At 45.8% G+C, this 13,111-nt stretch carries 13 protein-coding genes; 8 read left to right on the top strand and 5 right to left on the bottom strand.

Annotation, left to right across the window (positions count from 1 at the left end; translation table 11 throughout):
- The first annotated feature begins 137 nt into the window (after positions 1-137).
- Positions 138-515: a nuclear transport factor 2 family protein gene (locus R7Z50_RS09400; RefSeq protein ID WP_031777276.1), complete on the top strand. Its 378-nt coding sequence runs from the start codon at positions 138-140 to the stop codon at positions 513-515.
- Positions 516-597: 82 nt separating this feature from the next.
- Here R7Z50_RS09400 and R7Z50_RS09395 read toward each other — a convergent pair whose 3' ends face one another.
- Together R7Z50_RS09395 and R7Z50_RS09390 are read right to left on the bottom strand one after the other, a co-directional pair.
- Positions 598-1,593, bottom strand: coding sequence for an ABC transporter substrate-binding protein (locus tag R7Z50_RS09395; protein WP_017821206.1), 996 nt, complete (start codon positions 1,591-1,593; stop codon positions 598-600).
- Between the two features lie 141 nt (positions 1,594-1,734).
- Entirely contained in the window at positions 1,735-3,969 is a 2,235-nt protein-coding gene (locus R7Z50_RS09390) for a hypothetical protein (protein ID WP_269665031.1), read from the bottom strand.
- Positions 3,970-4,391: 422 nt separating this feature from the next.
- Here R7Z50_RS09390 and artP point away from each other — a divergent pair, with 422 nt between their 5' ends.
- The 5 genes from artP (at position 4,392) to R7Z50_RS09365 (ending at position 8,017) form a co-directional block, all read left to right on the top strand.
- Complete coding sequence (gene artP / locus R7Z50_RS09385; RefSeq protein ID WP_086013014.1) at positions 4,392-5,120, top strand: arginine ABC transporter ATP-binding protein ArtP; 729 nt, start codon at positions 4,392-4,394, stop codon at positions 5,118-5,120.
- Between the two features lie 88 nt (positions 5,121-5,208).
- Complete coding sequence (locus R7Z50_RS09380) at positions 5,209-5,952, top strand: arginine ABC transporter substrate-binding protein (protein WP_047100941.1); 744 nt, start codon at positions 5,209-5,211, stop codon at positions 5,950-5,952.
- Position 5,953: 1 nt separating this feature from the next.
- On the top strand, positions 5,954-6,643 hold the full coding sequence (gene artQ, locus R7Z50_RS09375; protein WP_005388570.1) for an arginine ABC transporter permease ArtQ: 690 nt from the start codon (positions 5,954-5,956) through the stop codon (positions 6,641-6,643).
- Positions 6,640-7,308, top strand: coding sequence for an arginine ABC transporter permease ArtM (gene artM, locus R7Z50_RS09370; RefSeq protein WP_318149040.1), 669 nt, complete (start codon positions 6,640-6,642; stop codon positions 7,306-7,308). Before artQ ends, artM begins: the two co-directional genes overlap by 4 nt.
- A gap of 136 nt (positions 7,309-7,444) precedes the next feature.
- Entirely contained in the window at positions 7,445-8,017 is a 573-nt protein-coding gene (locus R7Z50_RS09365; RefSeq protein ID WP_213905235.1) for a protocatechuate 3,4-dioxygenase, read from the top strand.
- A gap of 9 nt (positions 8,018-8,026) precedes the next feature.
- Here R7Z50_RS09365 and R7Z50_RS09360 read toward each other — a convergent pair whose 3' ends face one another.
- Complete coding sequence (locus tag R7Z50_RS09360) at positions 8,027-8,857, bottom strand: LysR family transcriptional regulator (RefSeq protein WP_318149039.1); 831 nt, start codon at positions 8,855-8,857, stop codon at positions 8,027-8,029.
- A gap of 118 nt (positions 8,858-8,975) precedes the next feature.
- Between R7Z50_RS09360 and R7Z50_RS09355 the strand changes: the two genes are divergently transcribed.
- Positions 8,976-9,623, top strand: coding sequence for a glutathione S-transferase family protein (locus R7Z50_RS09355; protein WP_132936388.1), 648 nt, complete (start codon positions 8,976-8,978; stop codon positions 9,621-9,623).
- Positions 9,624-9,707: 84 nt separating this feature from the next.
- Here the strand turns inward: R7Z50_RS09355 and R7Z50_RS09350 are convergent, their stop codons facing one another.
- Positions 9,708-10,379: a type 1 glutamine amidotransferase domain-containing protein gene (locus tag R7Z50_RS09350; protein ID WP_318149038.1), complete on the bottom strand. Its 672-nt coding sequence runs from the start codon at positions 10,377-10,379 to the stop codon at positions 9,708-9,710.
- A gap of 117 nt (positions 10,380-10,496) precedes the next feature.
- Here R7Z50_RS09350 and R7Z50_RS09345 point away from each other — a divergent pair, with 117 nt between their 5' ends.
- A complete protein-coding gene (locus tag R7Z50_RS09345) occupies positions 10,497-11,381 on the top strand; it encodes a LysR family transcriptional regulator (RefSeq protein WP_042521059.1) in 885 nt (294 codons plus the stop codon).
- A 59-nt stretch (positions 11,382-11,440) separates the two neighbouring features.
- Here R7Z50_RS09345 and R7Z50_RS09340 read toward each other — a convergent pair whose 3' ends face one another.
- Positions 11,441-13,102: an electron transfer flavoprotein-ubiquinone oxidoreductase gene (locus R7Z50_RS09340; protein ID WP_318149037.1), complete on the bottom strand. Its 1,662-nt coding sequence runs from the start codon at positions 13,100-13,102 to the stop codon at positions 11,441-11,443.
- Positions 13,103-13,111 lie beyond the last annotated feature (9 nt).

The raw sequence follows: 13,111 nt of genomic DNA, 5'->3' as shown, positions 1-13,111 counted from the left end.
GAAAGGCGATGATTCCAAGTAGAAGTGATGAAGGCTGCTGTTTAGCGGCCTTTTTTGTGCGCGATGTTCAGTCACTTCTGAAGTTCAAAGACTATGATTACCGTTATCCGCAAGATGGAGCAACACAGGTAAGAAAAATGGATCTGCAAGAGAATAAAAGAAATGCCATTGCGTTTTACGAAACCGCCTATAGAGGTAACCCAAGAAAGGCAGTTGAAGACTACGTAGGTGATGAGTACATCCAGCACAATCCATTAGTTGGAAATGGCCCCGAGGCTTTTATCGAGTATTTTGAGCGGATGCAAAATGAGTATCCCGATAAAGATATTACGTTTGTGCGAGCCATTGCTGAAGGGAATTTGGTGGCACTACACACTCACCAAACATGGCCTAATGATATTGAATACGTGACGATGGATTTCTTTCGTTTTGATCACAATGGGAAGATCGTTGAACATTGGGACGCTCTGCAAGAGATACCCAAAGAAACATTGAATGGTCACACCATGTATTAACGAGTCGTTGATTAGCCTCCCATGCCGTTTATTCAAACGGTATGGGAGGTTAAATGATTTGTGGCACTCGAAGTATTAATCATCAAAGCGCTTTTTCGATTCTCACCGCGACGTCTTCAGATACCCAGCCTTTCCACAAGTCAGGGTAGGTATTAAAGAAGTAAAACATCGCTTCTTCACCGTCCGCGTAGTTATCTTCCATCCAGGCCAGCATTTCACTCATTTGCTCGTTGGTAAATCCGCGTTTCTGCAAGTACGCGAATGCTTGGGGTTCTTTGTTCGCAAATGCCTCAGTTGTTACTGTGCGAACTGGAGAAGGTGGGTACATTGTTACTTTGGGAGAAGTACAATCAGGCTGGGTGGTACAGTTGCGATACTCTTCCAGATCCGTTCCGCTACCAAAATCCACTTTGACCATATCATACTTGCCCAATACGGGTGTTGGTGACCAGTAGTAACCAAACCAAGGCATTTTGCGATCATAGGCTTTGGCGATGGTACCAGCTAGTGCAGCGCCAGAGCCTGGGTCAACCATCTCAAAGCCGTGCTCACTTAACCCTAATGCATTAAACAAGTGACCGGAGGTGATTTGGCATGTCCAACCAGCAGGGCAGCTATAAAACGCGAACTTGTCATCATCTTCTGGGTGTTCAAATAGTTTGGCGTGCTTGATGACGCCTTCTATCGTCGCGAGTTCTGGATACTGTTTTACCAGATAGGCGGGAACCCAAAACCCTTCTTCACCACCATTGACAAGCGATTCACTAGCGATGCGCAAGCGTTTATCCGCAATTCCTTTATCAAGTGCTTCTTTAATGCCGTTTGTCCATAACTCTGGCGCAACGTCAGGCTGCCCCTTTTCAATCATAGAGGTGCCCGTAGGAACGCTATCACCAGGGATCAATTCCGCATCGCACTGGTAGCCTTCATTTAAGACAAATTGGTCGATGTGCGCCATTAAGCTGGCCGAATTCCAATTCATATCCGCGATGGTTATTTTTCCACATTCATCCGCATTTGCATGAGTTGATAATGCTGAGAGCAGCATAACAGAGAGCATTGAAGGTGTCGTCTTCATGTGACTGAATTTCCTTGTCGTTGTCATTTACTTCAGTATATACATCGGTTTATAAAGATTCAGTGAACAAGGTTTTTTCAGTGACGTTAAGCATAAAAACGGCGATTTATGAAGCGTTTAGTCAGAGTGGTTGAAAGGGAGTTAATACAGCAAGAACACCCCTTCGTAGCCGCCGATCTCAATGTGAGAAACATAGTCGCCGATGTTACCGTCTTGATCTACAGGTCGCATAGGTTCTGGAAGTGCGATAGTTATCTTCGGTGAGGAGAAATAATCGATATTCTTGCCAAAGAAATCAGTTCGATACAGAACTTGGCCTTTGGTGAATTCGCGGGCTAACACCATCTCTGTAGGGCCATGCATCACTACCGTATCGTCTGAGTGATACGCAAAGTACGTATGGGTTGGTAACAAATCGATAGCGCCATTAGGCAAGTCAGGATGAGCCACTTTGCTCATAGAAGCATCTCCAATCACCGTGTAATCGGCGGAATAGGGCGTGCTGGTGGACATCATTAGCGGAGTCGCCTGATACCCATCTGGGATTTGATTGGTTGGCATACCTAAATCGATGGCAAGCAAGGCGCTAGGTTGATAAGCAATATTCTTTGGTACGCCTGCCTTCCAGAAGTTGTCACTTGTTGTGTTATTACTTCCATATAAGTAGCCATTGTTCCACTGATTAAAGTAAATGCGCTCAGGGTGATAGTTTAAGTAGAACACCGCTAGTGCAGAGTATTGGTCCTGTTTCCAATTGTTTTCTGTGTTACCAAAGTATTGAACTCGACCATAACGCGTGGTCGCTTGATAAATCACTTTCTGACCCGCTTTGGCGAGTGCAGAGTTATCCCAAAACTTAGCCAAGCCAGCATAGCCACTAAAGCCGGTAGCAGGGAAAAGGTAGTGCTCGCGCAAGTACAAGGAGCCAGCGTTAACCAAGTGGTTTTGCCCATTACGACCGAATAAGTTTGCCGTACCTATGTTGAGGCCAATTAACGCATCTTCATCCAGCGTTGCCAGTTTATTCAAGAACGCCGAGAATTGCGCTTTGTAAGCATCGTCAGCAGCTTGGCTACCCGCCACCAAACCAAGTTCATCCACTGTGCCTCCGGAATATATGTAGAACTGATTTGCACCGAGTAACTTATTCGTATCGTCGTTGTACGCACCATTTAAACCTTGTTTCGCCCATTCAGCTTGGTAAGAGTGGCGCATTGTATTGGCAAAAAAGGGATTGCCGAGATTGGTCAATGCCCAAGAAGAGGTTTGATTCCACATACGACCAAATGGAATAACGCGTGACTCCCAACGAAATCGTGCGGTTGCATTCTTATTCGAACGGTTTTTGTATTCATGCCAAGAAAGATAATTGTCTTGGTTTCGATCTGCAGATTTGTCGAAGCCACGAATTTTACGCCAGCGTTGAATGGTTTGACCTTCAGGTGTCTCCGTTGGTGCTCCTGAGATATTGACGGCAGGGAAGCTATCTTTGAGTTGAATGTTTTCGAGACGTGGGCGGTTTTCTATGTTGTCGTCATGCCAAGTAATTTTCGCAACGTAAAGGCGGCCGCCGTCGCGTAAAAAGGTGGAGCCAAAGTTCTGACCGCCACCATAAGTTTTTCCGCTACCATCATGCGTTGTAGCGCGAACCCAATCCGAAGGGACAGACCAGTTGACCGTTTGGTTTTTAGTCATGTTCTCAGTTTTGTCTTTTTTAATCGCGAAGCGTTTCCATTCAGTTACCTGACCAAACGAGTCGATGGCAGAAGGGTATTCAATCGTGAAGCTGCCGCCTTGAGCAAACTGAGAGAACGTAAAGGCTAAGCGGTCGAACTTCTCTGAGTGATAGACATAGAGGGCTCCACCATTATTCGCCTGACCAAATACATCAGCATCCCATGGCGGTGGTTGATATAGCCAAAAACCGGCGTGGTTAGCGCTGGCGGTATAGCCAACGATCATCGGTTTTCGATTGAGTAGAGTATTCTCACCATGGCTTGAGTCGACTTCAGCTAGGATAGTGTCTTCAGAAAAGTGGAGAAAGAAATCTTCGTAGTCAACTCCATTCAGTTTTGCTTGGTTACGTATATCGTTTTCCAGCCAACCTGAGTTAAGTTCCAGCTTTTGGTTGTACATGTAACCAAGCGCTTTTACACGCTCGTTATCACTCTTATTTTCGTAAGCTCCAAACACGATATCGGCATTATCCAACTCCCATTCAAGTGCAGCGGCAGCAGAGATAGGCTTATCTTGAAGATCAATACCCTGTTCATGCAACCCAGGTAATACGATTGCTGTTCTACTCCAAACGTTGGGTACAGAAAGTAAGCTCAGAGAAGCAAGTGCAATGAGAGAAAAACAATGCGACTTCAACATGGGGTTATCTCACTCATACTTAGATGACTCGAATTAAGGGCCAGAATACAAAGAGAAATTATAGTCCATTCACAAAGTCCTAATCAGGAACCCGCCGATAGAAGGCTTTACCGGAAATCGAGGGGAGCCCGGCAAAAATGAGAAGGTCTGCGTCGGGTGTAGTACGCTCAAAGACTCAAAATTCCGTCTACACAAGCACAAAAGTAACCAGAATTTTAACCTTATTTCGATTGCCATCATATTGTTGGATTTTCATCAACAATTTCAGTTAAAACCAACTGATTAAACCAGTCATATTCTCTGTTGTATTGATTGCTTATCATACAAAAATTTAACAAAATTAATTTTTATACATTTTTATTGCATAAAAAATCCTTTTGAGTAATATAAATGCTAAGTGACAATTAATGCGGTATGTCAGCATGACTATTCAGGTAAGCGGAATCAATAAATCCTACGGTGAGACACAAGTGCTTCACGATGTCAGCTTTAAGTGTGAAAGCGGCGAAACACTGGTGTTACTTGGTCCAAGTGGTGCAGGGAAGAGCTCTCTACTACGTGTTCTTAACCTTCTTGAAGGTGCGGATAACGGCAAGCTAAACATCGCAAATGATGTTTTTGATTTCTCTACTGAAATCAAAGAGAAACAAGGTTTAGCGCTTCGTCGTAAAGTAGGCATGGTGTTCCAGCAGTACAACCTATGGCCACACATGACAGTGATGGAGAACCTGATTGAGGCTCCGGTAAAAGTCGCTGGCATGGATAAAGAAGAAGCGAAGAAGCAGGCAATGCAAATTCTTGCGACGCTGCATTTGGCAGACAAAGCGGATGCATGGCCGATGCAACTTTCTGGTGGTCAGCAACAACGTGTGGCGATTGCTCGTGCATTGATGATGAAACCGGAAGTCTTGCTTTTTGATGAACCGACCGCTGCGCTTGATCCGGAAATTACTAACCAAGTCGTTAAGATTATTAAAAATTTAAGCGAAACCGGAATTACACAAGTAGTTGTGACGCACGAAGTGGATTTCGCCAAGAAAATCGCTAGTCACGTACTGTATTTAGAAAAAGGACACATCGTTGAGCACGGCACAAATGATTCGTTTTCTAACCCGCAAACCGCCCAGTTTGCTGACTACTTAAATCACTAAATTACGTTTTTAAAGTTCAGTCTATTTAACAGATAAGCTCGGCTGTCATTGCGAGTGTCAGCCCACTAAGTACACACGGAGTATTGCAATGAAAAAGATTCTACTAGCTTCACTAATCGGCCTTTCTTCTGCAACTATGGCAGCAAACGCAGCAGCACAAGAAGAGATCAAATTCGCGATGGAAGCGACGTACGCACCGTTCGAATACATGGATGAAAACAACCAAATCCAAGGTTTTGATGTGGATCTGGCGAATGCACTATGTAAAGAAATCGAAGCAAAATGCACCTTCCACAACCAATCTTTTGACAGCCTGATCCCAGCATTAAAATTCAAGCGCTACGATGCGGCAATCTCTGCAATGGACATTACTGAGGCGCGTTTGGAGCAAGTGAATTTCACGAATGCATACTATGACAACTCAGCAGCGTTTGTTTCTATCAAAGAAAAAGTGGCTGATCAAAAAGCACTAGAAGGTAAGCGTGTTGGTGTTCAAAACGGTTCAACACACCAAAGCTACCTGATTGAGCAAATGCCGGGCGTAACCGCGGTTCCTTACTCAAGCTACCAAGACGCGTTCATCGATATGAAAAATGGCCGTATTGATTCTGTATTCGGTGACACAGCAGTCGTAGCAGAATGGTTCAAGAAAGAAGACAACCTAGCTTACGTGGGTGAGCACATCACTAACCCTAAATACTTCGGTAACGGTTTCGGTATCGCAGTAAACAAAGGTAACGACGAGCTAGTGAACAAGCTGAACACGGCACTGAAAACCGTGAAAGCGAACGGCGAATACGACGTAATCTACAACAAGTACTTCGGTAAGTAATATGGCACTAACGGGTTACTCTTTATCGCTTGTTCAAGCTAGTTGGATGACCGTCCAGTTAGCCTTCACAAGCCTATTAGTCGGTTTGATTCTGGCAGTGGTATTCGCCAGTGGTGAAATGTCTCGTCGCGTTTTCGTTAAATGGCCAATGACGGCGTTTGTAACGATTGTACGTGGCTTGCCAGAAATCCTTGTCGTGTTGTTCATCTATTTTGGTTCGACGCAGGTTCTGTTTTTAATCACCGGCGACTTTATTGAAGTTAGCCCGTTCTTGTCTGGCGTGGTGGCGTTGTCATTGATCTTCGCTTCTTATGCTTCTCAAACTCTACGTGGCGCATTAAAAGCCGTTGGAAGAGGGCAGAGAGAAGCAGCAAGTGCACTTGGCATCAGTCAAGCACACGCTTTCGTTCGCATTGTTTTGCCACAAGCAGTAAGACACGCACTACCAGGTTTAACTAACCAATGGTTGGTTCTGCTGAAAGACACCGCACTTGTATCACTGATCGGCGTGACGGATTTGTTGAAACAAGCGCAGCTAACATCTGCAGCGACCCATGAAGCGTTTACATGGTACGCAACCGCTGCGGCGATTTACCTAGGCATTACTTTGATTACACAACGTGCCGTCAAACTGATTGATAAGAAGTTCTCAATTCAAGGCATGAGCATGGGACAGGAGGCAACTGCATGAACGAACAACACGTTTGGCAAATGCTGGATGGCTTAGGCACTAGCCTTCAATTGACCGCCGCTTCCTTGGTTGTGGGCTGTCTTTTAGCTCTGATGATGACGCTGACTCTGATCCTACGTACTCCGGGTTTGCATTGGGTAAGTCGTGGCATCATTACCTTGTTCACTGGTACACCTTTATTGGTACAGATCTTCTTGGTGTACTACGGTCCGGGTCAGTTTGATGCCGTAAGAGAAAGTGTATTCTGGACATGGTTAAGCCAACCTTGGTTCTGTGCGATGTTGGCGTTAGCGTTGAATACCGCGGCGTACAGTACTCAGCTGTTCAAAGGAGCGTTTAACGCGATTCCTTCTGGTCAATGGCAAGCGTGTCTTGCATTAGGTATGAACAAAACCGCAACACTTAAAGTGCTGCTGCCATACGCCATTCGTCGTGCTGTTCCGGCTTACTCGAACGAAGTGATTTTGGTCTTCAAAGGCACGTCACTAGCAAGCACGATTACGATCATGGATTTGATGGGCTACGCGCAGCGCATTAATGCACAAACTTACGATACGTTGACGGTATTTGGTATTGCAGGTGCATTTTATTTAACGGTAAATGGTGTGCTAACTCTCATTTTCCGTCAGGTAGAGAAGAAAGCATTGGCGTTCGAAGCTGCATAAACCTTCAATCAACACTCAATTTAGTTCCACAGTGCCTCTGCAAATGACTCTCTTGCAGGGGCATTTTTTATATTCGTCATGGCAAAACCCTCAAGTTCCACCAAACTTAATGCAACGCAATTACATTGGTGGCATCATGGAAAGAAGACACTTTTTAGCGCTGTGGACATTGTTGCTCGCACCCTCTTTAAAAGCGAAAACACCAATGCGGCCAACGCCAGCACAAACAGAAGGGCCATTTTATCCAGTGGTGGACATTCCTCTTCGTCAAAACTTGATTCTGCAATCGGAGGGCTTGCTTGGTGAACCTATTGTGCTGCAAGGCAAAGTCGTAGATACATCTGGAAACCCAGTTTCAGGCATCAAAGTAGAAATCTGGCAATGCGATGGGCAGGGGATTTACGATCATCCTAAGCAGCCAAATAATGATAAGTTTGATGCTCATTTTGCAGGCTTTGGCGCAGTCGAAACTCAATTGGATGGTCGCTACTTATTCCAGACTTTGTATCCTGTGCCTTACGCCTCTCGTCCGCCGCACATTCACGTTAAGTTGTGGCGGGATAACCAAGAGCTTCTGACCACTCAGTTGTACTTAAAAGGCAATACTGGTGATGAATGGTGGGGTGGCAAAGCCCGTGATTATCTACAGTTTGAGACTATACGAATCGACGGGCGCTTAACGGGCGAATTTAACTTTGTGATTGGTTAGCTAATCCGGTTAAGCCATTAACTCAACCAATTGCGCCAAGCATTCTTTATCCAGTATCGGATGAGGCTCGACGCCCGTGACCAAAACGATATCCACGGAAGGCAGCGATGGCATATCGCCTAAGATCTTAAGATCCTCGCTAACGCTAATACTGCCCATCGCACCGATAGCCATGCCTGAACGTACAATTGCTCGTTGTGCAGAAGCCGTATTGCAACATGCCAGTAGTTGATAAGGAGTGCCACGTTTGGTTAATCCGTCTACTGCTGCCGCATGGTATTTACAGTCGGTTTGGAATAGGGCGAGAGGGAGAGGTTGGGCGTTCTCAATGTCAAAATCAGGATGAGCAATCCACACGCCTTTGTCGCTTGCTAGCCAGTAACCTTCCTCACTGTCCGGTGCTCTTGTCACAATAGCGGCGTCTAGCTTTCCTTCATCAAGTTTTTCTCTCAAGGTGATGCTTGGCTCACTGAAGACTTGAATTGAACATGTGGGCTCAGATTGCTGTAATACGCGGATGACTTTAGGCAGGATATTGTCGTTGTAATCCTCGGGGCAACCTAAGCGAAGAGGGCGCTTGTTTTCATAGCGCTTCACTTGTTTCAGTGCTTGATTGTGCAAGTTAACCAATAGTTCGGCGTGAGAGCGCAGTGCCAGTCCCGCTTCACTCAATACTAGGTTGCGACCTTCTTTTTCAAACAAACTGACGCTGAGTTCGTCTTCTAGCTTACGCATTTGAGCACTGAACGCGGATTGGGTGCGATTGATCTGCTTGGCTGCACGAGTGAAACTGCCCGTTTCGACAAAAGCAAGAAAGCTGCGCAACGCATCGATATCCATATCTAAAACTCATCCATCGTTTTTGTTGAAGTGTTCCATCAAAACTATCCGTTAGTCCCCTTAAATACAATCAGATATTGTGAATGGGTACTCAAAACACGAACCGCATGGAGGCGTCATGAAACTGTTTATTGCTAATCAAAACTACTCAAGCTGGTCACTTCGCGCATGGCTGATCTTTTCTCAATTCAAACTGGATGTGAAAGTCACCAAGCTCAAATTATTCACAGAAGATTTTTATAAGACCTTGGAAGATATTACACCAACCGCGAAAGTCCCTACCTTAGTGGATGGTGACGCAACAGTGTGGGATTCATTAGCGATTTTGGAATACGTTAACGAGCAATACTTACAAGGCAAAGCATGGCCAAGTAAGTCTGCAGAACGGGCTAAAGCACGCGCCATCGCATCAGAAATGCATTCGGGTTTCTTTAACTTAAGAAGCGAACTCCCAATGAACATCCGCGCACGCAGAAAAGTCGATCTAACGGATGGTGCGCGTAAGGATATTGCGCGTATTGATGCCATTTGGGCTGAGCAAGCCAAACTGTATCCCAACGGTTGGCTATTTGGAGAATGGTCGATAGCTGATGCTATGTATGCACCTGTGGCATTGCGTTTCCAAACTTACGGTATCGAGTTATCGGAAGGTGCCAAAGCTTACCAACAGAAGGTGCTAGCAAGTGAATCTTTACAGCAATGGTTGGAAGAGGCGAGCCAAGAAACGGATATCGTAGAAGAGGACGAGGCAGGGGAAGAAGTATAAGCGCATCTTGCGATCGCCTGTAGCAAGGGAAAGCATGACAAAGCACGCTTTCCTCTTCTAGGATAGTTGTAGTTTCCGGCGCGTTTAAGCTAGGTGTTCAACAATCGCTCTGCCTACGCCGTGTGCGCTCGTTGGGTTTTGACCTGTGATGACACGATCATCCACAATTACAAACTCTTGCCATGGTTGCACTTTAGAGTAGCGCGCTGCGCTGCGTGCAAGAGATTCTTCCAATAGGAATGGGATATCGTTGATGGTGCCGAAGTCGATCTCTTCTTCACGAGTGAAGCCTGTTACTGATTTAGACGAAAGTAGCTTTTCGCCATTGCTAAGCGTGATAGGTAGAAGAGCGCCCGGACCATGACAAACTGCTGCCACAATACCGCCATCTTCATAGTGTTTTGCAGAAATCTTGGCAAAATCTTCGTTGCTCGCTAGGTCTGAAAGAAGACCAAAACCACCCGGATAGAAGATCGCATCATAGTTGTCACCGTTGATTTGTGACACTGGAATCGTGTTGTTGATGCGGTTCTGGAAATCATCATCCGCCAAGATTTTCTCGTTTATTGCGTCACCTTCGATGTCGGTTCCGTACAGTGGTGCTTGCCCGCCTTTGATAGAGGCAATGTCGTAATCGAAGCCTGCACCCAGTAGTTCGCTAAGGGCATGAGTGAGCTCTGGCGCGTAAGTTCCGTTTGCTTGGTCAGTTTCACCAAGGGTCGCATGGTTCGTCACAATGATGAGTACTTTCTTCATGATGGTTTCCTTTTTGGCTTACGTGTATTTGTTGAACACCTTCATACTAATTGCTAAACAAATAAGTGATAATACGATTAATTGGCAAAACATTATTGCTATATAGCAAAGGTAAGTATGGACAGTTTTGAAGGTATCAATGAGTTTGTTACGGTTGCTGAGAGCTTAGGGTTTTCTGCAGCGGCAAAACAGTTAGGTTGCAGTACCAGTCATGTCAGTCGTCAAGTCACAAGGTTAGAAGAGCGATTAGGTGTCGCTTTGTTAGCACGTTCGACAAGAATGGTGAGTCTAACGGAAGCGGGGCAAGCGTATTATCAACAGTGTAAAGAGTTGGTGATTGGGCTTCAGCAAGCCAATGAGCAACTCACCACGCAGCAAACTCAATTGAGTGGTACGTTACGTGTGAGTGCCGCTGGTGCGTTTTCTGAGAACCATGTAGCGCCTGCCTTGATGGCGTTTGCCAAGCAACATCCTAATCTCACGGTTGAAATTAACTTCAACACCAGCATGGTCAACTTTATTGAAGATGGTTTCGATTTTGCCATTCGTTACGGCAGGTTGAGTGATTCAGGCTTGGTTGCGAGAAAGCTGGTGGATCGTCCCATGGCAGCGGCAGCCAGTCAGCGTTATCTCGATGAACATGGTTTACCAACGCACCCAGAGCAACTCAAGCGTCATAGCTGCATTATTGCCAATAAGGACGTTTGGTTGTTTGAAAAAGACGGCAAGCCTTTAGATGGCGTAAAAGTGCAGGGCAGATGGAAGAGCAATAACGCACACACGGTCTTGCAAGCCTGTGCAGAAGGATTAGGTGTGGCGTACTTACCGAAGAGTAGTTTCAACGATGCTATTTCGTCTGGTCGTTTGGTGCCAATACTAGAGCCGTATTGGGGAAGCGGCAACAGCAGCTGGATTGTTTATCAGAATCGTCACTTTCTACCACTACGAGCGCGATTGGCTATCGACTTCTTGCTTGATCATTTTGTCGATTGGCAGGAGTAATGAGGCTCTGCCAATCGGTTTGTTTATCCATTTGTTAGATCGTCAACATACTAACGTATCTACATGTTTTGATAGCTTGGTCCGCCGCCACCTTCTGGTGCTTTCCACGTGATGTTTTGCGAAGGATCTTTGATGTCACAGGTTTTGCAATGCACACAGTTGGCGGCATTTATCTGAAACTTCAACTTATTGTTCACTTCCACCACTTCGTAAACCCCTGCGGGGCAATAGCGCTGACTTGGTTCGTCATACATGCCTAAATTCACATCAATTGGAATGTGAGGGTAAGTCAGAACAAGGTGACAAGGTTGATTCTCTTCGTGCTGTGTTCCCGACAAAAATACCGACGAAGGCTTATCAAAACTGATTTCACCATCTGGTTTTGGGTATGCAATTGGGTGGCACTCTTGTTTAGGTTTTAACTGCTCATGATCGTGCGAATAGTCCTTGATAGACCAAGGTAACGGCCTCTTAACCAGTGGTTGCCACAGGTTGTGTTCAAAAGTCGAAAGAGCACCGCCCAGTATGCTGCCAAACTTATGAATGTTCGCACCAAAGTTACGCGTTTCAGCGAGTTCGTCATACAACCATGATGATTCGAACAACGACTGGTAGTCTGGCTCAGAAGCTCCAGTTTGTCGGGCCGTATGTACCGCTTCTGCTGCAATGATTCCGGATTTCATTGCTGTGTGGCTGCCTTTAATTTTAGCAACGTTCAAAGTCCCCGCATCACAACCAATCAATAAACCGCCAGGGAATTGCTGTCTCGGCAGAGAGGAAAGTCCACCTTTCGCAATGGCTCTTGCGCCGTAAGCGATGCGCTGAGCACCTTTCAAATGTGGCTCAATAGCAGGATGGTGTTTAAAGCGTTGAAATTCGTCAAATGGACTCAAGTAAGGATTGCTGTAATTCAAGTCGACAATAAGCCCCACGGCGATTTGGTTGTTCTCCATGTGATAGAGAAAACCGCCGCCTGTGGTATTTGTTTCACTCAAGGGCCAGCCAGCGGAGTGGATAACACTGCCAGATACATCCTTACTGTCAGTGGGTAACTCCCATATCTCTTTTAGGCCAAGCGCGTAGTGCTGTGGTTGCTTTCCTGCATCTAGGTCGAACCTTTGAATAAGTTCTTTACCCAGATGTCCGCGACAACCTTCAGCAAAAAGGGTGTATTTTGCCCTTAGCTCGATACCTGGTTCAAAGTTAGGTTTGGCCTGGCCGTTCTTATCTAGTCCCATATCGCTCGTGTTAATGCCTGTCACTGCGCCAGTCTGATCATAATTGATGCTTGCAGCGGCAAAGCCCGGAAAAACTTCCACCCCAAGATTTTCTGCTTGGTTAGCGAGCCAACGGCAAAGGTTGGCAAGGCTAATTACGTAATTATTCTCGCCATTTATCATTGGACGCGGTTTAAGGAAGTGGGGAACGCGAATATGGTTTTGTTCAGTAGTAAGATAAAGGAAATCATCTCGTTGAACCGAGGCTGCTAGCGGGGCGTCCATTTCTTTCCAATTGGGGAAAAGCTCATCTAAGGCACTAGTTTCAAAAACAGCGCCAGATAGAATATGTGCGCCCACTTCTGAGCCTTTTTCTACAACGCAAATTGAAAGAGCGTCACCTTCACTGTCTTGGTTGAATTGAGCTAGCCGACAAGCGGCGCTTAAGCCTGCAGGTCCGGCCCCCACGATCACGACATCAAACTCCATGCATTCTCGTTCCATCTTTATGCT

This window comes from Vibrio sp. 1249-1, from assembly GCF_033340495.1.
The sequence above is the reverse complement of the archived record's forward strand: the minus strand, read 5'-3'. Positions and strand labels throughout refer to the sequence as shown.

What these genes read in the sequence shown, in the direction of transcription:
- R7Z50_RS09400 (WP_031777276.1), top strand. Translation starts at nt 138, where the DNA reads ATGGATCTGCAAGAGAATAAAAGAAATGCCATTGCGTTTTACGAAACC.
- R7Z50_RS09395 (WP_017821206.1), bottom strand. Translation starts at nt 1,593, where the DNA reads ATGAAGACGACACCTTCAATGCTCTCTGTTATGCTGCTCTCAGCATTA.
- R7Z50_RS09390 (WP_269665031.1), bottom strand. Translation starts at nt 3,969, where the DNA reads ATGTTGAAGTCGCATTGTTTTTCTCTCATTGCACTTGCTTCTCTGAGC.
- artP (WP_086013014.1), top strand. Translation starts at nt 4,392, where the DNA reads ATGACTATTCAGGTAAGCGGAATCAATAAATCCTACGGTGAGACACAA.
- R7Z50_RS09380 (WP_047100941.1), top strand. Translation starts at nt 5,209, where the DNA reads ATGAAAAAGATTCTACTAGCTTCACTAATCGGCCTTTCTTCTGCAACT.
- artQ (WP_005388570.1), top strand. Translation starts at nt 5,954, where the DNA reads ATGGCACTAACGGGTTACTCTTTATCGCTTGTTCAAGCTAGTTGGATG.
- artM (WP_318149040.1), top strand. Translation starts at nt 6,640, where the DNA reads ATGAACGAACAACACGTTTGGCAAATGCTGGATGGCTTAGGCACTAGC.
- R7Z50_RS09365 (WP_213905235.1), top strand. Translation starts at nt 7,445, where the DNA reads ATGGAAAGAAGACACTTTTTAGCGCTGTGGACATTGTTGCTCGCACCC.
- R7Z50_RS09360 (WP_318149039.1), bottom strand. Translation starts at nt 8,857, where the DNA reads ATGGATATCGATGCGTTGCGCAGCTTTCTTGCTTTTGTCGAAACGGGC.
- R7Z50_RS09355 (WP_132936388.1), top strand. Translation starts at nt 8,976, where the DNA reads ATGAAACTGTTTATTGCTAATCAAAACTACTCAAGCTGGTCACTTCGC.
- R7Z50_RS09350 (WP_318149038.1), bottom strand. Translation starts at nt 10,379, where the DNA reads ATGAAGAAAGTACTCATCATTGTGACGAACCATGCGACCCTTGGTGAA.
- R7Z50_RS09345 (WP_042521059.1), top strand. Translation starts at nt 10,497, where the DNA reads ATGGACAGTTTTGAAGGTATCAATGAGTTTGTTACGGTTGCTGAGAGC.
- R7Z50_RS09340 (WP_318149037.1), bottom strand. Translation starts at nt 13,102, where the DNA reads ATGGAACGAGAATGCATGGAGTTTGATGTCGTGATCGTGGGGGCCGGA.